18 protein-coding genes are annotated in these 22,124 nt (G+C 69.6%); 13 read left to right on the top strand and 5 right to left on the bottom strand.

Annotated elements, in window-relative coordinates; translation table 11 throughout:
• Nucleotides 1-98: 98 nt before the first annotated feature.
• The gene (locus NDI76_RS03660) at nucleotides 99-1,151 is read right to left on the bottom strand and encodes a TrmB family transcriptional regulator (RefSeq protein ID WP_310922658.1); all 1,053 of its coding nucleotides are present in this window, start codon (nucleotides 1,149-1,151) and stop codon (nucleotides 99-101) included.
• Nucleotides 1,152-1,302: 151 nt separating this feature from the next.
• Between NDI76_RS03660 and NDI76_RS03655 the strand changes: the two genes are divergently transcribed.
• On the top strand, nucleotides 1,303-1,806 hold the full coding sequence (locus NDI76_RS03655) for a quercetin 2,3-dioxygenase (protein ID WP_310922657.1): 504 nt from the start codon (nucleotides 1,303-1,305) through the stop codon (nucleotides 1,804-1,806).
• A 188-nt stretch (nucleotides 1,807-1,994) separates the two neighbouring features.
• Entirely contained in the window at nucleotides 1,995-2,585 is a 591-nt protein-coding gene (locus tag NDI76_RS03650; RefSeq protein ID WP_310922656.1) for a 50S ribosomal protein L15e, read from the top strand.
• A 141-nt stretch (nucleotides 2,586-2,726) separates the two neighbouring features.
• On the opposite strand, the gene NDI76_RS03645 is transcribed toward NDI76_RS03650, so the two are convergent.
• Nucleotides 2,727-3,047 carry a rhodanese-like domain-containing protein gene (locus NDI76_RS03645; RefSeq protein ID WP_310922655.1) on the bottom strand — a complete coding sequence of 107 codons (321 nt, stop codon included), beginning with the start codon at nucleotides 3,045-3,047 and terminating at the stop codon, nucleotides 2,727-2,729.
• 172 nt (nucleotides 3,048-3,219) lie between these two features.
• On the opposite strand from NDI76_RS03645, the gene ubaA reads away from it, so the two are divergent.
• On the top strand, nucleotides 3,220-4,029 hold the full coding sequence (gene ubaA, locus NDI76_RS03640) for an SAMP-activating enzyme E1 (protein ID WP_310922654.1): 810 nt from the start codon (nucleotides 3,220-3,222) through the stop codon (nucleotides 4,027-4,029).
• Between the two features lie 47 nt (nucleotides 4,030-4,076).
• Here the strand turns inward: ubaA and NDI76_RS03635 are convergent, their stop codons facing one another.
• A complete protein-coding gene (locus NDI76_RS03635; protein ID WP_310922653.1) occupies nucleotides 4,077-5,732 on the bottom strand; it encodes a methyl-accepting chemotaxis protein in 1,656 nt (551 codons plus the stop codon).
• A gap of 341 nt (nucleotides 5,733-6,073) precedes the next feature.
• On the opposite strand from NDI76_RS03635, the gene mutS reads away from it, so the two are divergent.
• From mutS to NDI76_RS03595, 8 genes are all read left to right on the top strand, one after another.
• A complete protein-coding gene (gene mutS, locus NDI76_RS03630) occupies nucleotides 6,074-8,821 on the top strand; it encodes a DNA mismatch repair protein MutS (protein ID WP_310922652.1) in 2,748 nt (915 codons plus the stop codon).
• Between the two features lie 247 nt (nucleotides 8,822-9,068).
• On the top strand, nucleotides 9,069-9,473 hold the full coding sequence (locus tag NDI76_RS03625) for an NUDIX hydrolase (RefSeq protein WP_310922651.1): 405 nt from the start codon (nucleotides 9,069-9,071) through the stop codon (nucleotides 9,471-9,473).
• Complete coding sequence (gene mutL, locus NDI76_RS03620) at nucleotides 9,470-11,686, top strand: DNA mismatch repair endonuclease MutL (RefSeq protein WP_310922650.1); 2,217 nt, start codon at nucleotides 9,470-9,472, stop codon at nucleotides 11,684-11,686. Before NDI76_RS03625 ends, mutL begins: the two co-directional genes overlap by 4 nt.
• Nucleotides 11,687-11,762: 76 nt before the next feature.
• Entirely contained in the window at nucleotides 11,763-12,722 is a 960-nt protein-coding gene (gene kdgK1 / locus NDI76_RS03615; RefSeq protein ID WP_310922649.1) for a bifunctional 2-dehydro-3-deoxygluconokinase/2-dehydro-3-deoxygalactonokinase, read from the top strand.
• 102 nt (nucleotides 12,723-12,824) lie between these two features.
• Nucleotides 12,825-14,087, top strand: coding sequence for a PGF-CTERM sorting domain-containing protein (locus NDI76_RS03610; RefSeq protein ID WP_310922648.1), 1,263 nt, complete (start codon nucleotides 12,825-12,827; stop codon nucleotides 14,085-14,087).
• 89 nt (nucleotides 14,088-14,176) lie between these two features.
• Complete coding sequence (locus tag NDI76_RS03605) at nucleotides 14,177-15,580, top strand: dihydrolipoyl dehydrogenase family protein (protein ID WP_310922647.1); 1,404 nt, start codon at nucleotides 14,177-14,179, stop codon at nucleotides 15,578-15,580.
• 133 nt (nucleotides 15,581-15,713) lie between these two features.
• The gene (gene arcD, locus NDI76_RS03600; protein ID WP_310922646.1) at nucleotides 15,714-17,192 is read left to right on the top strand and encodes an arginine/ornithine antiporter ArcD; all 1,479 of its coding nucleotides are present in this window, start codon (nucleotides 15,714-15,716) and stop codon (nucleotides 17,190-17,192) included.
• 63 nt (nucleotides 17,193-17,255) lie between these two features.
• Entirely contained in the window at nucleotides 17,256-17,927 is a 672-nt protein-coding gene (locus NDI76_RS03595) for a DUF6663 family protein (RefSeq protein WP_310922645.1), read from the top strand.
• Nucleotide 17,928: 1 nt separating this feature from the next.
• On the opposite strand, the gene NDI76_RS03590 is transcribed toward NDI76_RS03595, so the two are convergent.
• Entirely contained in the window at nucleotides 17,929-18,906 is a 978-nt protein-coding gene (locus NDI76_RS03590; protein ID WP_310922644.1) for a C-terminal binding protein, read from the bottom strand.
• Nucleotides 18,907-19,200: 294 nt separating this feature from the next.
• Between NDI76_RS03590 and NDI76_RS03585 the strand changes: the two genes are divergently transcribed.
• Together NDI76_RS03585 and NDI76_RS03580 are read left to right on the top strand one after the other, a co-directional pair.
• The gene (locus tag NDI76_RS03585) at nucleotides 19,201-20,307 is read left to right on the top strand and encodes a hybrid sensor histidine kinase/response regulator (protein ID WP_310922643.1); all 1,107 of its coding nucleotides are present in this window, start codon (nucleotides 19,201-19,203) and stop codon (nucleotides 20,305-20,307) included.
• A gap of 354 nt (nucleotides 20,308-20,661) precedes the next feature.
• Entirely contained in the window at nucleotides 20,662-21,492 is an 831-nt protein-coding gene (locus tag NDI76_RS03580; protein ID WP_310922642.1) for a winged helix-turn-helix transcriptional regulator, read from the top strand.
• 45 nt (nucleotides 21,493-21,537) lie between these two features.
• Here NDI76_RS03580 and NDI76_RS03575 read toward each other — a convergent pair whose 3' ends face one another.
• Entirely contained in the window at nucleotides 21,538-21,981 is a 444-nt protein-coding gene (locus NDI76_RS03575; RefSeq protein WP_310922641.1) for a zinc ribbon domain-containing protein, read from the bottom strand.
• Between the last annotated feature and the right edge of the window lie 143 nt (nucleotides 21,982-22,124).

Genomic DNA, 22,124 nt, shown 5'->3' with positions numbered 1-22,124 from the left:
ACGCCCTCGGCGTTCGGCGACTTCGGGAGTATCGGACCGGTCGATGTCGCCGGCCTGTCCGGCGAGGACGCCGATGAGATGGCGGTCGCTCGAAGGAGTTACTCGACGACCCGGAGTTCGACCGTCTCGGCCTCGAAGTCCTCGATGAACGCCCCGCTTCCGCCGACGCTGAACGTTCCGTCTTCGGTCTCGACGATGAGCGCGTTCTCCACGGGAAAGGAGTTGTTCGACGGTTCGAGGAGGCCCTGTCGGATGTCGACGACGACGCCCGCCAGTTCGGTCCGGCCGTCCTCGACGTGGGTCGACCGGCCGACGGCGCGGGCCGCCACCTCGCGGCCCGCCCGGACCTGCATGGTCGCCTGCAGCGCCGCGTGTCGGAAGTCGTCGTACGTCGCCGGCAGGGTGTCGGGGTCGCAGGTGTACGTCTCGGCGGCCATCGGCCAGTAGTTGCCGAGGAAGGACCCGACGAGTACCGGACCGAGTTGCTCCTGCGCAAAGACGATGGCCTGCGCGCCGGTGTTCGACCGCGTGACCATCTCCGTCGGCGCGACGAGGCCGGCGCTCTGGTCGACGGTGAGCATCGTCGGCATCGGCGCCTCCCAGGCCCGGGCGACCGAGGCCAGCCCCGAGAGGTCGAGTTCGTCGGTCGGACCGACGCCCGTGACGATGAGTAAGACGAGGACGCCGCGGTCGACCGCCGCGCGGAGTTCGTCGGCCACCTCCTCGACCAGCGAGTACGGCAGTCCGAGCGTCACCTCCGTCTCCCCGCGGGCGACGAGTTCGGAGACGCGCTTGATGACGGTCACCCGCGACTTCACCACCTCGAACCGCTCCGACCGCGGGGCCGCGCGGGAGAAGCGCGCTTCGAGGGCCGGTCCCATGTCGTCCAAGTCAGACGACAGCGAGTCGACGACGTCGGCCGGAGGACGGGCGCGGATGGTCGTCGGCACGGCGTGGTCGTTCACCTCGACGAACCCGCGGTCTTCGAGTTTCTCGGCGATGCTGTAGACGTAGCGCTTCGAGACGTCCGCCTCGTCCGCGATGGTGCTCGCCTTCGCCTCGCCGAGTTCGAGGACGGTGAGGTAGGTATCTATCTCCTTGTCGGAGAAGCCGAACCGCTCGAGTAGGTCCACGAGGGCCGCGTCGTCCATGCGGGTACATGCAGAGCACGGTCACTTATACTGCCGTACTCCCCGCCGAGAGAGTGTTCCATCCCGTGTGCGCGCGTTCGGCGTTCGTCCGTCCTCGAACGAGCGCGCGGTACCGACCGGTCTTTATCGTTCGAACGCGTACTGCGAGAGAGTGACACGCACGGAAGACGGAGACGGGCCGCGGCCGTTCGTCCGGCGACGGGACGAGGGGGAGGCGTACCACGCGCTGGGCGCGTTGGCGCTACGGAAGGCGACGAGCGAGGAGACGGGTGGGGCGTTCGAGGTGGTCGAGCGCCGGGGCGACGAGAATCGGGTGGTGACGCCGCTGCACGTCCACCGGTCGACGGACGAGTGCTGGTACGTCCTCGACGGCGCGGTGGAACTGTTCGCGGACGGCGACCTGCTGTCGGCGGGTCCGGGCGACACCGTCTTCGCCCCTCGAAACGTCCCTCACGCCTTCCGCATCGCGGCCGACGGCACTCGGGTGCTGCTGTTCGTCTCGCCGGGAGAGACAATGTTCCGCGAGGTAGGGACGCGCGTCGCGGAGGCGACGGTGCCCGCCGACGGCCCGGACGACGACGAACTGGCCCGCCTCGACGCGTTCGTGGCGGAGTCGGACGTCGAACTGCTCGGACCGCCGCCGTTCGACGTCTGACCCACGCCCGACACTGTCACGCCGCGGCACGGCGTCGGCCGATTCGAAGTCGTTAAAGGCGAACCGACGGTAGAGTCGACAACTCGCTGGTCGGACGGGACGCCAGCGGGCACCCGAGCACTCGGGACGACATGTGGAGTGCGGTCGACGTAGAGCGCCTCCGAATCGCAAGCGCCCGTGGTGAAACTATGGCACGAAGCTTCTATTCCCACATCAAAGACGCGTGGAAGAACCCCGGCGACGGCAAACTCGCCGAACTGCAGTGGCAGCGAAAGCAGGAGTGGCGCGACCAGGGCGCCATCGTCCGCGTCGACCGCCCGACGCGCCTCGACAAGGCGCGCGAACTCGGCTACAAGGCCAAGCAGGGCATCATCGTGGCCCGCGTCTCCGTCCGCAAGGGCGGCGCGCGCAAGCAGCGCCACAAGGCCGGACGACGCTCGAAGCGGCAGGGCGTCAACCGCATCGGTCGCCGCAAGAGCATCCAGCGCATCGCCGAGGAGCGAGCCTCGCGCAAGCATCCGAACCTGCGCGTGCTCAACTCCTACTGGGTCGGTGAGGACGGCTCCCAGAAGTGGCACGAGGTGATCATGGTCGACCCCGAGCACCCGGCCATCCAGAACGACGACGAACTCAACTGGATCTGCAGCGACGACCACAAGGGCCGCGCCTTCCGCGGTCTGACGAACGCCGGCACGTCCAACCGCGGTCTCAACGCCCGCGGCAAGGGCGCCGAGCACACGCGCCCCAGCATCGGTAGCGGCCGTCGCCGCGGCAAGTAACCCTCGGTCGACCCGAGACGGCCGGAACGCCGGCGACGAACCATCTATTTTCTTTCGAGGCGTCGACTGCGAAAGCGGCGCGCTCGCCGGTCCGGGTTCGAGCAGCGTGACAGAGAAAGCGGTGAGTCCGGCGTCCGAACGTCAGGCGTCGTGTCCGGACGCGACGGGACCGTCCCAGGCGTCGAAGCCGCCGCGGAGGCTGGTCACGTCGGCGTCAAGGTGGGAGTCGAGCATCGATGCGACCCGACGGGAACTCTGTCCGATGTAGCAAGCGACGACGATGTCGTCGCTCCACTCGGAGTCGACGCTCGCCAAGGAAAGACGGTCGGCCGGAAGGTTCACCGAGCCCTCGATGTGTTCGGCGGTGTACGAGGACGGGTCGCGGATGTCCACGACGGTGGTGTCCGCGTCGTCGTCTTCGAGTTTCGCCACGAGCGTCTCCGGCGTCGTTTCCGTCACCATGTGGCGGGGCTTCGTCGCGCGCGGCAAACGCTCTTCGGTTCCGACTACTCGTCACGATTCGTCGTGAGGGACGGCGGCGAAGACGCCCCCGTCTCCCCGCCGAACCCCGCCACCAACCCGACCATCTTTCCGGCGGGCGCGGGTTTATTCGCGCCAGCGACCAACGTCCGGTATGAGCCTCTCTCTCGACGCCACCCAACTGGACCGGTACTCCAGACACATCATCATGGACGAGGTGGGGCCGCCGGGACAGGAGCGACTGCTTGACGCCTCGGTACTTGTCGTCGGCGCCGGCGGCCTCGGGTCGCCCGCCATCGAGTACCTCGCCGCGGCGGGCGTCGGCCACCTCGGACTCGTCGACGACGACGCCGTCGAACGGAGCAACCTCCAGCGACAGGTGGTGCACGGCGACGGCGACGTAGGACGGCCGAAGGTCGACAGCGCCGCCGACTACGTCCGCGGCCTCAATCCCGACGTGGACGTCGACACGTACGAGGCGCGCCTGCGTAAGGAGAACGTCGGCATCCTCGGCGACTACGACGTCGTGGTCGACGCCTCGGACAACTTCCCGACTCGGTTTCTCGTCAACGACTTCTGCCGGATTCGCGACATCCCCGTGGCCCACGGCGCAATCTACCGCTTCGAGGGGCAGGCGACGACGCTGGTTCCCGACGGGCCGTGTTATCGCTGCCTGTTCCCCGAGGCGCCCGAACCCGGCACCGTCCCCGACTGCGCGACGACGGGCGTGCTCGGCGTCCTCCCCGGCACCCTCGGCTGTATCCAAGCGACCGAGGCGGTGAAACTCGTCTTGGGAGAAGGAGAACCGCTCGCGGGCCGCCTCCTGTTCTACGACGCGATGGAGATGACGTTCGAGACGGTGCCTTATCGCCGCAATCCCGACTGTCCGGTCTGCGGCGAGGACCCCATCGACTCCCTCGACGGCGTCGAGTACACCGACGCCTGCGCGGTGTCGGTCGAGTAGGCCGGGAGAAGAGCGCTCGACCCGTCGGCTTCGCCTCTCCGCCGCCGTCAGTCGCCGCCGGTCGGTCGGGTCGCCTCGGACCGCGCAGGCGCTTCGAGGTCCGACCGAGCGCCGGGGCCGGGGGCGTCCGCATCGAACGTTTCGGCGCCGAACGCCTCGGCGTCGAACGAGGCCGACACGTCGCCCCCGCAGAGGCGCGCGACCCGGTCGGTGAGTTCGCCGAGCGCCACCGTCTGGTCGGCCGTGGCGTCCGTTATCTCGCTCGACGCGTCGCGGGCGTCGAACGCGTGCGACTGGGCGCTCTGGATGGTCGTCGTCACCTCCTCGATGTTCTCCGCCTGTCCGTCCGTCGCGCGGGCGACTTCGGCGATGCCGTCGGCGCCCGTTCCGGTCGCCTCGGCTATCTCGTCGAGCGCGATCAACACGTCGGATATCTCCCCCGAGGCGACCTGAATCTGCTCGTGGGACTGCGCGGAGGCGTCGACGGTTTCGTCGGCCTGCTCGCGTATCTCGGCGATGCTCCGCGCGATGTCCTCCGTGTGCTCGTGGGTCTGGTTGGCGAGTTGCTTCACCTCGTCGGCGACGACGGCGAACCCCGACCCCGCCTCGCCCGCCCGCGCCGCCTCGATGTTGGCGTTCAACGCGAGGAGGTTCGTCCGGTCGGCCACCTCGGCGATGACCTCGACGACCGCTTCGATGGCCTCCATCCGCTCTTGGAGTTCGGCGACCGTATCCAGGAGGTCCGCGGAGATTTCGACGACGCTGTCGGTCGCCGCGCGAACGGACTCGCCGGCGCCGCGGGCGTCCTCGGCGGCCGTCTGTGCCTGCGCGGCCGAGGCGGCGACCTCGTCCGAGGTGGCGGCTATCTCCTCCATGGTGGCCGAGAGGTCCTCCATCTCGCCGGCGCCGCTGTCGAGCAGGTCCGCCTGGTCGGCGACGTTGTCGTCGATACGCGTCGCCGCGTTCGCGGCGCGTTCGATGGCCTCGCCGAGGCGGACCGCCGTCTCGTCCACCTCGTCGGCCAGTCGTTCGAAGCGCTCCGCCATCGCGTTGAACTCCGGAACGACGCAGAGCGTCGTCTCGGGGAGGTGCCCGTCGCCCTCGAACTCGATGCGCGCCGACAGGTCGCCGTCCGCGAGGGCGCCGACGGTGGCGAGCAGTTCCTCGACGAGGCGCATCGACGCCCGTTCGCGGGCGACGACGTCGGTGCGGTCGTAGATAGTCTCCACCACCGCGACGAGTTCGCTCCGCTCGAAAACGGGGCGGGCGACGAACCGGATGTGCCGTTCGACGCCGTCGCCGGTGACCATCGTGCTCCGGTCTTCGAACCCGCCGTCGCCCGTAGCCGGTACGTCGAACACCTCGTCGGCGTCGGTCGGCGCTTCGAGCACTTTATCCGCCAACGTCTTCGCCCGTCGACCGTCGGGGTAGAACGCCTCGCTGGCGTGCCGGGAGCCGAGCGCGTCCGACGCGGGAACCGCGGTGAGCGCCGCTAACTGCCGGTTCCAGGCGACGACGGTTCCCTCGGCGTCGAGCACGAACGTCGGGGCGCCGATTCCTTCGAGCAGTTGGGTGCTGGTCAGCGAGCGTGCGACGCCGGTGACGGTCCCCGAGGCGTCGGTACCGGTTCCGCCGTCGGAGCGGGGGTCACCGCCGCCCACCGAGAGCGCGTCCGAGAGTCGGGTGAGCAACGAATTCGACATCGTCTCCAATTTAAACAGATAGTTGATAATTCTTCCTAGCTGATTTTCATAGATGATAACAGACAACACGGTCTCGGGCGGCGACCGGAGAGCGCAAGGACGTTCCGGCGGGAGACGATTTCGGCCGCGCGGACGCTCGGTCGGCGAGGATGCGCAGAAGGGCGAACACGGCGGCACCGGCGCGTCCGCGAACGGATGTGCCGCGCTCCGCACGCCCGTCCGCGGCGACTCTCAGGTCACGGCGGGCGTGACCTCGTCATCGGATTTGAACGTTCGCCCGCGAGGAGGCCCCCGGTCCGACAGACCACAGCGTTTTATCGGCCGCGACGCGGAGGGGAGGTATGACCTCGCAGGGAATCGTCGAGGAGTTTCTCTCTTTGAAGTCCGACACGAGCGCGGACATCCTGACGATGCAGTGCGGCGATTTTTACGAGTTTTTCGCCGACGACGCGGAGTTGGTGGCCGAGGAGTTGGACCTGAAGGTGTCGGAGAAGTCCTCGCACGGGTCGTCGTACCCGATGGCCGGCGTGCCGGTGGACGACCTCGTCCCGTACCTGAAGGTGCTCGTCGAACGCGGCTATCGGGTGGCCGTGGCCGACCAGTTCGACGGCGACGACGGCGGCCACTACCGCGAGGTGACGCGCGTCGTCACGCCGGGGACGCTGTTGGAGACGTCCGACGCCGAGGCGCGCTACATCGCCGCCGTCGTCGCCGATGAAAGGGGCGACCGGGTGGGTCTCGCATTCGCCGACGTGACGACGGGGCAGTTCTTCGTCACCGAGACGGCCGACGCCGACGCGGCCCACTCCGAACTCTACCGCTTCGCGCCCGTGGAGATTCTCCCCGGCCCCGGTGTCAGGAGCGACGACGAGTTCCTGCGCCGCCTCCGCGAGGAGACGGACGCCTCGCTGTCGCTGTTCGAGGCGGACGCCTTCGCGCCCGGCCGGGCGAGACACGTCGTCCGCGAGCAGTTCGGCCGCGAGACGCTGGAGAGCGTCGGCCTCGACTCGGAGTTGGCCGTCCGCGCCGCGGGCGCCCTCCTCCGGTACGTCGAGGAGACGGGCACGGGCGTCCGCCGGTCGATGACCCGCCTGCGGACGTACGAGACGCGCGACCACCTCGAACTCGACGCGACGACCCAGCGAAACCTCGAACTGACGGAGACGATGCACGGCGGGACGGAGGGGTCGCTCGTGGACGCCATCGACCACACGGTGACGAGTCCGGGCGGCCGCCTCCTCCGCGAGTGGGTCACCCGCCCGCACCGCGAGCGAGGTGAACTCGAACGCCGTCTGGACGCCGTCTCGGCGCTGGCGCGGGAGGCTCTCGCCCGCGAACGCGTGCGCGACGAGTTGGACGGCGCGTACGACCTCGAACGCCTCGCCGCGCGCGCCGCCTCCGGAAGCGCGGGCGCGACCGACCTGCTGTCGGTGCGCGATACCCTCGCCGTCCTCCCCGCCGTCACCGAGGCGATAGAGGACGGGCCGCTGGCGGACTCGCCCCTCGCGGACGTGGTGGCCCGACCGGACCGGGAGGCGGCGGCGGCCCTGCGCGAAGAACTCGCCGACGCCCTCGCCGAGGACCCGCCGAAGACGGTGCGGCAGGGCGGTTTATTTAAAAGGGGCTACGACGACGAACTCGACGAACTCATCGACAGCCACGAGGAGGCCGAACGCTGGATCGACACGCTGGCCGACCGGGAGAAGCGCGAGTACGACCTCTCGCACGTCACCGTCGACCGGAACAAGACGGACGGCTACTACATCCAGGTGGGCAAATCCGTCGCCGACGAGGTGCCCGAACACTACCGCGAGATAAAGACGCTGAAGAACTCGAAACGGTTCGTCACCGAGGAGTTGGAGGACAGAGAGCGCGACATCCTGCGGCTTGAGGAGTCACGCGGCGAGTTGGAGTACGAACTCTTCTGCGACCTGCGCGAACGCGTCGCCGAGGCGGCCGAACTCCTGCAGGACGTGGGGCGCGCCCTGGCCGAGATAGACGTGCTGGCGTCGCTAGCGACGCACGCCGCCGGCAACGACTGGGTGCGCCCGACGCTGACCGAGTCGGGACCGCTCCGCATCGACGCCGGCCGTCACCCCGTCGTGGAGCGCACGACGGAGTTCGTGCCGAACGACCTCTCGATGGACGACGAGCGCGGCTTCCTCATCGTTACCGGGCCGAACATGAGCGGGAAGTCGACGTACATGCGGCAGGCGGCGCTCATCGTCCTCCTGGCGCAGGTGGGGAGCTTCGTCCCCGCGCGGTCGGCCGAAATCGGCGTCGTCGACGGAATCTACACCCGCGTCGGCGCCTTGGACGAACTCGCGCAGGGGCGCTCGACGTTCATGGTGGAGATGCAAGAGCTATCGAACATCCTCCACTCGGCGACGGAGGACTCGCTGGTGATTCTGGACGAAGTCGGCCGCGGGACGGCGACGTACGACGGCATCTCCATCGCGTGGGCCGCCACGGAGTATCTCCACAACGAGGTGCGGGCGAAGACGCTGTTCGCGACGCACTACCACGAACTCACGTCGCTGGCCGACCACCTCGACCGCGTGGCGAACGTCCACGTCGCGGCGGAGGAACGAGACGGCGACGTGACCTTCCTCCGGACCGTCGAGGACGGACCGACCGACCGCTCCTACGGCATCCACGTCGCGAACCTCGCGGGCGTTCCCGGCCCCGTCGTCTCGCGTGCCGACGAGGTGCTGGCGAAACTCCGCGCGGAGAAGGCCGTCGAGGCGAAGGGGGGCGGGACGGACGAACCCGTGCAGGCGGTGTTCGACCTCTCTTCGGGTCAGTTCGGCGAAAGCGGAGGCAAAGGCGGAGGAAGAGATGGAGACGGGGGAAGCGGGCGCGGCGGCACGAACGGCGAGACGGCCGCAACCCGCCAGTCGCTCGGGGCGGCGAACGGCGAGGCGGGCGGCGCGCCGAACGAGGGGAGCGGAGCGCCCGAAGCGCCCGCCGACCCCGAACTCGACGCCGTCCTCTCGGAACTGCGCGAGACGGACGTCAACGACACGTCGCCGCTGAAACTGATGCAACGCGTGCAGGAGTGGCAGGAGCGGTTGGACGGGGAGCGGTAGCCGCCGCCGGCGCCGCCGTTCCCTCCGCGTCGGTGTCGAATGGGAGTCCCCACGACCGCGCGATGAGGATAGCGGACGCGCTATATAGTAGATAGCGCATCGATATATGCTCCGTCGAGAATACGTTCTCACCGAACTCGGACGCTCGGAGGACTCGGTGACGAACCGGGCCACAGAGACGACGGGACACCCTCACCGCCTGATATCATGGCGAAACTACAAGGGCGGCAACGCCGACTGTGTTACAATGACTGAGAGACCACTCCAGGCGACGGTGAGTCTTCGAGGAGTGCTGTTCGCTCCGAACGGCGACGTTCTCGTCGTTCAGCGGACGACCGACGACGGATGGGAGCTGCCGGGCGGCCGCCTCGGCGCCAGCGAGGATGCGGAGGAAGGCGTCAAGCGAGAGATAGCGGAGGAGACGGGCCTGAACGTGGACCTCGGACAACCGGTCCACGCGACCGCGTGGCGGAACGACGACGACAACGGGCGCTTCGGCGTCTACTACCACGGTATCGTCGCCGAACGGGCGGTATCGCTGAGTCACGAACACGCCGGGTACGAGTGGCTCTCGCCGCGGAAGGCCGAGCGCCGACTGAGCGGTCCGCAGGGCGACGCCGTGAGCAACGCCCTGGAGGTGCACGACGAGTGAGCGACGGGGGCGAGGGCCGCCCGGCGATACGCGCCCTCGACGACCGGACCGTCCGCCAAATCGCCGCCGGGGAGGTGGTCGAGCGACCCGCCTCGGTCGTCAAGGAACTCGTCGAGAACAGCCTCGACGCCGACGCGAATCGCATCTCTATCGCCGTCGACGCCGGCGGCACCGAGGGCGTCCGCGTCCGCGACGACGGCGTCGGGATGGACCGCGACGACGTCAAGATGGCGGTCGAGGAGCACACCACGAGCAAGATTTCGGACGTCTCCGACCTCGAAGCCGGCGTCGGGACGCTCGGGTTCCGGGGGGAGGCGCTGCACACCATCGGCGCCGTCTCCCGACTCACGCTCCGGTCGAAACCCCGCGGCGGCGACGGAGCGGGGACCGAACTCCGCGTCGAGGGCGGCGAGGTGACCGACCTGCGCCCCGCCGGGTGTCCGGCGGGCACCGTCGTCGAAGTCGAGGACCTCTTCTACAACACGCCGGCGCGCCGGAAGTTCCTGAAGACGACGGCGACGGAGTTCGACCACGTCAACACCGTTGCGACGCAGTACGCCCTCGCCAACCCGGACGTGGCGCTGTCTCTGGAACACGACGACCGCGAGGTGTTCGCCACCGAGGGCCGCGGCAGTCTGGAGTCGACGGTGCTGTCGGTGTACGGGCGGGAGGTGGCCGAGTCGATGGTCCGCGTCGACGCCGAACCCGACGCCGGCCCCGTCGAATCCGTGACGGGTCTCGTCAGCCACCCCGAGACGACCCGGAGCGGACGCGACTACCTCTCGACGTTCGTCAACGGGCGGTACGTCACGGACCGACTCCTCCGGGAGGCCGTCCTGGACGCCTACGGCGGCCAACTCGCGAGCGACCGGTACCCGTTCGCCGTCCTGTTCGTCGACGTGCCGCGGGAGACGGTGGACGTGAACGTCCACCCCCGCAAGATGGAGGTCAGGTGGGACCACGAGTCCGGGGTGAAATCCGCCGTCGAATCCGCCGTCGAGTCCGCGCTCTTAGCGGAGGGACTCGTCCGTTCGTCGGCGCCGCGGGGTCGCTCCGCGCCCGACGAGGTGGAACCCGTACCGGAGGCGCCGGAGACGGAGGCCCGCGGAGGGAAGGGGCACAGCCCGCAACCCCCGTCGTCGGGCGCCCGGTCGGGCGAGTCGGAGACGACCAGCCGAGACGACGGGAGCGAGACCGGCCCGGGCGAACTCGCCGGGAGCGACCGTCCGAACGGGGAGGGAGAAGCGGACGGAGAGACAGACGTGACCGACGACGAGGCGTGGTCGGTCTCGGCCGGGCGGACCCGCTCACGGCCCGAGCGTGCGCCGGAGACGCCGAGCGCGTCCGTCGAAGACGACTCGGCGACGCCCCGGACGACGAGCGAATCGCCGCCGTCGTCCGGAGACGACCCGTCTCCGACGGCGGCCAAGGCGACGCAGTCATCGCTGGACGGCGCGTCGACCGACGCGGAAAGCGGAGACGCGACGGGTACCGAAGACGCCCGAGACGGGAGCGACCGCTCGCGCCGTCTCGGTGCGCCGACGGTCCAGCGCGACCTGTCGGGCGAGGCGGCGACGCTGGAACCCGAGTTCGACTCGCTGCCACCGATGCGCGTGCTCGGCCAACTACACGACACCTACGTCGTCGCGGAGACGGCCGACGGGATGGTGCTCGTCGACCAGCACGCGGCCGACGAGCGGGTGAACTACGAGCGCCTGCAGGAGGAACTCGCCGGCGACGTGGCGACGCAGGCGCTGGCGGACCCGGTGGGGGTGGAACTCACCGCGCGGGAGGCGGCGCTGTTCGAGGAGTACCGCGAGGCGCTCTCGGAGACCGGATTCCGCGCCGAGCGAACCGACGAGCGGACCGTCGAGGTGCGGAGCGTCCCGGCCGTGTTCGCGGAGGCGCTCCGACCCGAACTCCTGCGGGACGCGCTGACCGCGTTCGTGAGCGAGGGCGAGTCGGGCGGCCGGGAGACGGTGGACGCCGTCGCGGACGAACTGCTCGCGGACCTCGCGTGCTACCCGTCGGTGACGGGCAACACCTCGCTGACCGAGGGGTCCGTCGTGGACCTGCTCTCGACGCTGGACGACTGCGAGAACCCCTACGCCTGCCCGCACGGCCGGCCGGTCCTCATCGAACTGAGCGGCGACGAACTGGCCGACCGGTTCGAGCGGGACTACCCGGGCCACGGCGGGCGACGGGCGGAGTAAGGGTCTCCCCCCGCCCCACCTCACCGTCGACGGCGGACCGACCGGACTTATGTGCCGGGTCGCTGAAGCAGGAGCTATGACCGACATCGTGACCTTCGGGGAGACGATGCTACGCCTCTCGCCGCCCCGCGGCGAGCGGTTGGAACGGACGCGAACGCTGGACGTGCATCCGGGCGGCGCGGAGAGCAACGTCGCCGTCACGGCGTCTCGACTGGGCGCCGACGCCGTCTGGCTCTCGAAGCTGCCGGACTCGCCGTTGGGTCGGCGCGTCGTCTCGGAACTGCGGAGCCACGGCGTGCGCACGGGCGTCGCGTGGGCGGACCCCGAGGCGACCCGGATGGGGACGTACTACGTCGAACACGGGGGGTCGCCGCGCGGAACGAACGTCATCTACGACCGCTCGGACGCCGCCGTGACGACGGCGACGCCCGACGACCTGCCGGGGAGCGCGGTGCAGAACGCCGACCTGTTCTACACCAGCGGAATCACGCCCGCGCTCTCCGCAACGCTGGCGGAGACGACGGCGTCGCTGTTGGAGACGGCGACGGCCGCCGACACGAGAACGGCGTTCGACCTGAACTACCGGTCGAAGCTGTGGACGCCCGAGGAGGCCGGCGAGACGTACCGGTCGCTGCTCCCGAACGTCGACGTGCTGGTCGGAGCCGAACGCGACATCGCCGCCTGTCTCGGCCGCGACGGCGACCCGGCGGACGTCGCCCGCGAGTTGGCCGAAGAGTACGACCTCGACACGGTGGTCGTGACGCTGAGCGACGAGGGGTCGCTCGCGTACCACGACGGCGAACTGCACGAACAGGGCGTCTACGAGTCGGAGACGTTCGACGCCATCGGCACCGGCGACGCGTTCGTCGGCGGGTTCCTCGCCAAGCGACTCGACGGCGGCGGCGTGTCCGAATCGCTGGCCTACGGTGCGGCGGCGGCGTCGCTGAAGCGGACCGTCGACGGCGACCTGGCCGTCGTCACCGCCGCGGAAGTCGACGCCGTCGTCGAGGAGGACGCGGGCGGCATCTCGAGGTAACGGCTTCTAACGGTCGTTTTCGAGCGTTGTTTTAGTAGCTACAGGTGAAAGTACGCTATACCAAAAGGTACTCTACGGTGAAGTTCGCTAGTACGTAGTGTAATGAAACGCGCAGTCGCAGTGTTCGCAGCGATGCTCGTCGTCGCCGCCGTCGTCCCCGCGTCGGGGGCGGCGGCCGCGACGCAGGAACAGAACGACGCGTACGCCGGAGCGCACGTCGCGTTCGACGCGCGGGCGGACGCCGTCGCCAACTACACGGTCGGCGGGGCGACGGTGTTCGACTCGCTCCGCGTCGAATCCGCCGGGTCCGGAGACTCGGGCGGGTCGACCGAGAACGGCCTCGGCACCGACGTCGGCGCCTCGCTGTCGACGGCGGCGGACGTCTCCGGGTCGGCCGTCTCCCTCTCCACGTCCGCGAACGCCGAGGCGGCGGCGACGGTGACCGCCGAGAGCGGCGCGACGCTCCGCGTCCACGACACGCCGAACGGGAACCTCGTCGTCGCCAGCGACGACGGGTCGCAGGTGCTCCGCACGAACGTCAGCGACGGCGCGACGGCGTCCGCGGAGGGCGACTCGCGCGTCGTCGTCGAGAGCGGGAACGCGACGGGCGTCTTCGTCGCCGTCGGTAACGCCTCCGTGACGACGAGCGACGACGGCGACGTCGTCGCCCGCGTCGGCGAGGACGGACGCATCGTCCTCCGCGCCTACAACGAAGGCGAGAAACGAACCGAGAGCGACCGCGAGGCGGAGGAACTCATCGCCGACGGCACGGCGGCGGCGGAACTCTACCTCACCGGCGAGGCGGGCGAGGAGTCCGCGAGCGTCGTCCGCTACGACGGGAACACGACGGTGACCGTCGCCGAACGGTCCGCCGAGGGCGCGACGTTCGCCGTCGAGCGCTCGGTCGAAGAGGGCGCCGTCGTCCTCGCCTCCGTCTCCGGCGCGGCGGCGAACGCGAGCGACTCGCTCGAAGTGACCGTCGACGGCGAGGCGGCCGCGCGGGTCGAGTCCGCGAGCGAACTCCGGGCCGCCGCGAACGACGGCGAGCGACCGGCGTACGCCGTCGCCGACGGGGACGCTGAGGCCGACGCGTCGACGGACGTGTACGTCGCCCTCAATCACTTCTCCGAGCGGACCGTGACGGTGCAGTCGGCCGGGGACGCGTCGACGGAGACGACGGCCGAAACGACGGACGACGCCGGTGCCGCCGAGACGACGGCCGCGGACGGCGAAGAGACGTCGTCGAGCGCCGAAAGCGGAGACGAGACCGAAACCGAAACCGCGTCTTCGATGCCCGGATTCGGCGCGACGGCGGCGCTCCTCGCCCTCGCGGGCGCCGCGCTGGTCGCGGTTCGGCGCCGGTAGTCCCCGGCGAGAGCGGGGAGCGTCGACCCCGGGTCGGTCGGCTTCCGCGAACCCCGAACGACTATTCCCCCGCAGTCCTCCTATCGGATATGACGCACGTGGTCATCGTCGGCGCATACGGAAGCGCGGGCGTCGCCGCCGCCGAGGGACTCCTCGACGCCGTCGGCTCCGAGATAGACCGACTGACGCTCGTCGACGACGGCGAACCCGGCGGCGGCCTCTGTATCCTCCGGGGCTGTATGCCCTCCAAAGAGGTCCTGTCGGCCGCCGAGCACCGCTACCGGGCCCGCCACGACCACCGCCTCGACGGCGACCCGCCGGAGATAGACCTCGACGCGGTCGTACGGACGAAGAACGAGCACGTCTCGAACTTCGCGGCGCACCGCCGCGAAGCGGTCCGCGAGATGGCGAGTCGCGACGGCGTCGAGTTCCGCCACGAGACGGCCCGATTCGTCGGCGACCGGACGCTCCGCGTGGGCGAGGACGAAATCGAGGCCGACCACGTCGTCGTCGCCACCGGGTCGACGACGAACGTGCCCGACGTGTCCGGCCTCGACTCGGTCGACTATCTCACCAGCGCCGACGTGTTGGACGCGACCGACCTGCCGGACTCCGGCGTCGTGATGGGGTTCGGCTACGTCGGTCTCGAACTCGTCCCCTACCTCGCGGAGGCGGGCGTGGACCTCACCGTCGTCGAACACGACGAGCGACCGTTGGACGAGGCCGACCCCGCCTTCGGCGACGACGTACTCTCGCTGTACCGCGAGGAGTTCGGCGTCGAGATTCGCACGGAGACGACCGAAGAGCGGGTCGAGAAGACCCACGACGGGGTCCGCGTGCACGTCGACGGGCCGGACGGACCGGACGCACTCGACGCCGAGTCGCTGTTCCTCTTCACCGGCCGCCGCCCCGCGCTGGACGGCCTCGGACTGGAGATGGCGGGCATCGACCCCGGCGAGGAGGGGTGGGTCGCGGACACGATGCGGGCGCGGGGGAACGACCGGGTGTCCGTCGTCGGCGACGCGAACGGAAAGGAGCCGATACTGCACGTGGCGAAAGAGCAGGGGCAGGTGGCGGCCGACAATATCCTCGCCGCCGAACGGGGCGAGTCGCCCGAGTCCTACGAGAACGTCCACCACCACGTCGTCTTCTCGGGGGCGGCCGTCTACCCGTACGCGCGGGTCGGCCACTCCGAGGCGTCGGCCGAGGAGGCGGGCCTCGACCACGTCGCCGTCCGCCGCGAAGCGGCCCGCGACGGCGTGTTCAAGACGAAGCTGGCCCCTCGGGGGCGGGCGACGCTCGTCGTCGGGACGGACGGCACCGTCCTCGGCTACCAGGGCCTCCATCTCCACGCCGACGTGATGGCGAAGACGATGCAGGTGGTCGTCGAACGCGGGATGGACGTGCGCGAGGTGCCCGACCGGGCGTACCACCCGACGACGCCGGAGATACTCGACGGGCTACTCCGACTCGCCGCGGAGCGAGTGGAGTAAGGGGGCGACGGGCACCGCGGTAGTCCGCGCCGTGGGTGGCTCGCTTCCGTGTGACCGAGCACCGCGGGAAGGAATATCTATAGCGCATAGAGACGACGGCTACAAATGCTGTAGCGGCATATCCGGCGTCGTAATGGCGACACTATCGTTCGAACCGCTGACGTACGAGGACATCCCGGCGGAGGTGCGCCCCTCCGTCGGGCAGGCGCTCGTCCCGATTGTCGGGATGCTCGTCTTCCTCAGCGTCGGCGCCATCGCCTTGGACCTCGACCCCCAGATACCGCTCCTGTTCGGTATCGCCTTCACCGGCCTCGTGGGTCGGTACTGGTACGGCGTCTCCTGGGAGTCGATGTACGAGGGCATCGTCGACGGCCTTCGGATGGGCATGCAGGCGATACTCATCATCTTCGTCATCTACATGCTCATCTCGACGTGGACGGGCGCGGGGACGATTCCCTCGCTCATCTACTACGGACTCGAACTCCTGACCCCGCGGGTGTTCCTGCCGGTGGCGACGCTGCTCGCCGCCGTCGTCGCGTTCGCCATCGGGTCGTCGTGGACGACGGCCGGCACCCTCGGCGTCGCGTTCATCGGCATCGGCGCGGGCCTCGGCGTCCCCGAACCGATGACCGCCGGCGCCGTTCTGACCGGCGCGTACACCGGCGACAAGGTGTCGCCGTTGTCGGACACGACGAACCTCGCGGCAGCCGTGACGAACACCGACCTGATGACGCACGTGCGGACGATGCGCGTCGGCACGGGTATCGCGATGCTGATTTCGCTCGCTCTGTACACCTACCTCGGCTTCGCGGCGACCGGAACCATCCCGCCGGGCCGCATCGCCGAGATTCAGTCCGCCATCTCGGGGGCGTACGTCGTCTCGCCGCTGACGTTCGCCCCCCTCGCGCTGACGTTCGCGCTGGCCATCCGCGGCTATCCCGCCCTGCCCGCCATCACCTCGGGCGTGTTCGCGGGCGTGGCGACGCAGATTCTCGTGCAGGGACCGCGATCCGTCGAGGGCGTCGTCGCCGCGATGGAAGTCGCGCAGTCGGGCACGACGGCCGACACGGGGGTCGAACTCGTGAACGGCCTGCTCTCGTCCGGCGGACTGGTCGGGTCCGCGTGGACCATCACCGTCGTCGTCGCCGCCCTCTCCTTGGGCGGCATCCTCGAACGGACGGGCGTCCTCGCCGTCGTCGCCCACCGCCTCGGGCAGTCCATCCGCAGCGTCGGCGGTCTGACCGCCGGCACGGCGCTCTCGGCGTTCGGGATGAACGTCCTCGCCGCCGAGCAGTACATGAGCATCGTCGTCCCCGGCATGAGCCTCCGGGGCCTCTACGACGAGTTCGACTTAGAGAGCAGAAACCTCTCCAGAGCGGTCGAGGCGGCGGGGACGACGACAAGCGCGCTCGTTCCGTGGAACGCCGGCGGTGTCTACATGGCGACGGTGCTCGGCGTGCCGACGCTCCAGTACGCGCCGTACTACTTCCTCGGCTTCCTCTCGCCGGCCATCCTCATCGTCATGGGCGTGACCGGATGGCGCATCACGAAGCAGTCCGAGGAGACGACGGCGGGCCTCAAGGGCGCCGTCGAGTCGCTGGGCGACGACTGAGGACTGAGCGCCGGTCGGCGCCGAAACCGCCCGCCTTTTCTCGATTGGGCCGGAAGCGGTGGCATGGATCTGACAACCGAGGGTCGCTACCGTGTCCTCGGACGCCCCCGCGACCCCGACGAACTCCTCCTCGTGGAACTGTCCGAGGACGCCTCGGACTCGAAGGCGGACTCGGACGCCGCGCCGCCCGAGGAGTCCTACGACCCGACATACGTCGACGCGACGGGTTACGAGGGCGAACTCGCCGCGGCGGTCGACTCGCTCGCCGCGGGCAACGTCGTCGACGCCGATCTGACGTGGCGCGACGGCGACCCGCGGTTCGCGGACGTCTCCGTCGTCGCCGAGACGACGTTCACCTTCGCCGACGGCGTCACCGGGATGTTCGAGGCGGCCAAGCAGGCGTGGATGGTCGCGGAGGCGGAGAACGAGGGGATGAACGGCCGCGTCACCCGCAACACCGACGGCGACCCGAACGGCGCGCTGTACGTCTTCGCCAAGCAGTCCGGCGCGCGCGACCTCTTCGAGGAGTTCCGCGACGGCGTCACGCCGCTGGAACCGCTGGTTCGCCGCGTCGACGTCGGCGAGGGAGAGGTGGAGGTGCCGCCGGAGTCCGAGCAGGCCCGCGAGGTGTTCGTGCTGCGACCGGTGGACGAACCGTTCCTCGCCGTCTACATCGTCTTCGACCGCGACGGGATGCTGGCGACGACGGTGCGGGACACGTACGTCCGCGATTGAGTCACTTCCAGTCGGGGTCGACGGCGTGCGCCGGCGTCTCCCCCGTCAGCACGCGGCGCACGTCCGCGGCGGCCGTCTCGTTCACCTCGGCGCTGGCCTCCTCGGAGTACCACGCCGTGTGCGAGGTGACGACGAGGTCCGCGCGGTCGCGGAGCGGCGATTCGGGAGGAAGGGGTTCCGACTCGAACATGTCGAGGGCGGCGCAGTCTATCTCGTCGGCGTCGAGCGCATCGAGCAGAGCATCCTCGTCGACGACGGCCCCGCGGCCGGTGTTCACGAGGACGGCGTCCTCGCGCATCCGCTCGAACGTCTCGGCGTCGAACATCCCACGCGTCTCGTCGGTCGCGGGGGCGTTGACGACGACGTAGTGAGAGCGCTCCAAGAGCGTCTCGAAGTCGACGAGGTCCACGTCGGAGTCGTCGTCGAGGTCCTCGGGGTCGAGGTAGGGGTCGTAGGCTACCGCGTCGAGGCCGAACCCGGAGACCATCTCGGCGGTCCGGCGGGCGATAGCGCCGAAGGAGACGAAGCCGACCGTCCGCCCGGAGAGGCGGTGGACCTCGTGGGCGACCGAGTCGGCGGTCGGCCACTCGCCCGCGACGATTCGGTCGTTCACCTCGGGAACGGCGCGGACCGCCGACAACAGGAGCGCGACGGTGTGCGTCGCCACCTCGTCGGTGCAGTAGCCGGGGACGTTCGTGACGACGACGCCGCGTTCCTCGGCGGCGACCACGTCGACGTTGTCGAAGCCGACGGCGGCGCGGGCGACGACCGACAGGTCGAGTTCGTCGAGTGCCTCGCTGGTGACGGGCGTGGCGATGTCGGTGATGAGGGCGTCCGCGTCGGCCTCCCGACAGGCGTCGACGAGACGCTCCGTCGACCCGAGTTCGACGAGCGTCACGTCGGCAACGCCGTCGAGCGTCTCGCGCAGGACGTCCGGGCGAACCGTGTGGTAGTCGCTGGCGACGACTTGGTAGGTCATCGCCCGACGGTTCGCCCCCGCGGGATTTAGTTCTGCGTTGGATTCCGGAGGGGCGAGCGGAAACGAACCCATCCGTTCGAGAGTGCGACGGATAATAACGAGAAGCGCACAAAAACGAGCAGGAGATGTCCCACGTGGTACGAACGTCGCGCGCCCGGGGGCGCCGCGGCCCGGTGACCGTCGCCACCGTCGTCTTCGACTCCGAGACGACGAGCGTCGAAGAGCGGAATCGCGGACCGTCGGCCGCGGACGAACGGCGCGAGGACTTTTGTACTCGTTCACCAACTGTGACATATGGAGAGACGGGTGCGGGTGCTGTTCGTCGAGGGCGACGACGACCCGACGGCGGTGTCGGCGGAGCGACTCGGGGACCGGGACGGAATCGAGGTGGAGGGGGTCGCCGGATGGGCGGCCGCCGGGGACGTCGAACTGTACGACTGCGTCGTGACGAACCACGCGTTGAGCGACGGCGACGCCGTCGAGGTGGTACGAGCGGTCGGCGCCGCGGCCCCGCGGGTACCGGTGGTGCTGTACACGGCCGTCGGCGACGAGCGAACGGCGCGGGAGGCGCTTCGCGCCGGCGCGGCGGATTACGTCGTCGCCTGCGGGAGCGACGACCGGTCCGACGGCGGGACCGGCGAGTCGGCGGGTGGAGCGGACGCGGAGGAAATCGCGGACCGAGAGGCGGCGACGCTCGAACGCCGCATCCGCGCGGCCGTCTCCGGCGGCGACCGCACCGTCGGAGGCCTCACTCCGACCGAGCGGGTGGCGGAGTTGGAGTCGCTCGACCGTCTCTTCCGACACGACATCCGCAACGACATGGCCGTCATCGTCGGATGGGCGGACGTCCTCCGCGACCACGTCACGGAGGAGGGCGAGGAAATCCTCGACCGAATCCTCGACAACGGCCGGCACACGTTGGAACTGACCGACGTAGCGGGCGACGCGGCGGCGACCATCACCGACGAAGCGGCGACCGCCGTCGAACCGACCGACCTCGGCGAGGCACTTCGAGAAGCGGTGCAGTCGCGGCGCGAGGCGTTCCCCCGGGCGAGCATCGAACTCGGGGCGGTGCCGGCGTGCCGCGTCGCCGCCAACCACCTCCTCGGCTCGGTGTTCCGAAGTCTATTGAACGAGGCGGTGTCGAACTACCGCGGCGACACCCCGACGCTCCACGTCTCCGCCGAACGCGACGGCGAGACGGTTCGCGTCCGCGTAGCGGACGCCGACTCGGACGGCGCGGGCGTTAGCGCGGAACCGCCGCTCGGCACGGGGACGGACCTCGAACGCTCCGACGCCGACATCGACCGATACCTCGTCGAGCGACTCGTCGGCGTCTACGGCGGCGAAGTGAGAGTCGACGACGGCGCGTTCGTCGTCGAACTTCGCGCGAGAGACTAACCTCGAAGTAAGTGAGGGGCAGACCGGTAGGTTAGCTAAGAGTCTTTTATCAGCCGAGAGTAGCAATAGTTGCCAGGGCGACCGGGTCCTGCCGACACGGACCCCCACTGCGAAGCGTCACTGTGTCGTCCGGCACGAAAGCGTTCGACACGGCGGGGCTCGCATCCACCGGTCATCCAATACCGCGCGTTCGCGCGGTGTTTCCCCCCCTTTCGGTGGTTGCGACGGCGACGCGCCTTCACCGGCGCACCCCCATCCATCCCCCCTCCGCCACGTCCCGCCGCGCGGCGCTTTTCCCGACACCACGACCGACGAGAGAAATCGTTATCAGTCGGGCTGGTAGATGTGCCGACGATGAGCGACCGAGAACCGCCGCTTCGCGCCGTGCTCGACGGGGCGACCGTCGTCGGGAAGAAGTGGCACCCGGCCGTCGTCTACTCGCTGGTGGCCGAGGGGCCGGCGGGGTTCTCCGAACTCGAACGGCGATTGGACGTCTCCTCGAAGGTGCTCAACGAGACGCTCGCGGACCTCACGGAGTCCGGCGTCGTCGAACGACGCGAACTGCAGGAGCGACCGCTCCGCGTCGAGTACGCCCCGACGGAGGCCGGAAACTCCCTCGCCGACGTGCTGTTCGACCTCGGTCGGTGGTCCGAACGCTATCGCGCGGAGGGCGCGCCCGTCGTGTTGGTCGTCGACGACGACGCGCGCCTGACCGAACTGTACGCGTCGATGCTGGAGGGGTACGAGGTCCGCGCCGCCAACGACGGGCGGGAGGGACTGTCGATGGTCGACGAAACCGTGGACGTGGTCCTGCTCGACCGGAAGATGCCGGAAGTCGCCGGCGAACGCGTCGCCCGCCGTATCGCCGAAGAGTATCCGTCGGTCCGCGTGGTGCTCCTCGCCTCGGACCGACTGGACGAGGCGGCGCTGACCGTCCCGTTCGACCGCTACCTCCGGAAGCCGGTGACGGCGACGGGGCTGACGGAGACGGTCGAGGACCTGCTGACGCCGCGCGAGGAGACGGTCCGACGATACCTCTCGACGCTGGCGAAGACCGCGGCGTTCAACGGCGATACGAACGTCGACGCCTATCGAAAACTCACGCGGCGGCGCGACGAGTTGGCCGAGGAACTCCAGGACCCCGAGGGCATCGCCGCCGCGGCCGGACTCGGCGCCGAGGAGTGACGCGGGAACGGGCGGCGGTCGGACGGGTCGGCGAGGAGAAAGGAGTTACTCGCGCGCGTCGGCGTCCGAATCCGAGTCGAAGGCGGAGTCGGCGGGCGAGGCGACTCGGAACTCGTCGAGTTCCGTCGTACACCACGGGCAGAAGTCGACGTCGCCGTCGAGTTCCTTGCCGCAGTGGGGACAGTGCGTGATGGTCCCGTCCGCGTCGACGGTGCGGCGCGCCGCCTCGTTCTGCGCCCGCGCGAGGAAGTAGGCGTCGAATAGGCTGGCGAAACCGACGACGAGCACCGGCAGGACGGGTTCGATGGGTCCCGTCCCCTCGTAGAACGCCTGTAGCGCGGCGGGGTCGACGACCAACAGCGACGTGGCGAACGAGAGACCGATCCACCCCACCGCCCGTTTCCACCGTCGGAGATAGAGATGACCGGCACCCGTGACCAACCCGAAGAGGGCGGCGAGCCACGGTCGCTTCTGCGAGTTCCGCTCCATGGCGAAAAGTGAACGTTCAGTCTGGATAACTCTTGTGGGGTCGTTCGGCCGGCCGAGCGGCGCGAATCCGCGGAAACGGTGACCGGCCACGCGTCGGTACGTCCGGCTACAGCTTTACGTTGCTCTCCGTCACAGATAGAGCA

It is taken from the genome of Halogeometricum sp. S1BR25-6 (genome assembly GCF_031624495.1).
GTDB classification, from domain to species: Archaea; Halobacteriota; Halobacteria; order Halobacteriales; family Haloferacaceae; genus Halogeometricum; species Halogeometricum salsisoli.
This window is presented reverse-complemented; position numbering and strand designations above follow the sequence as displayed.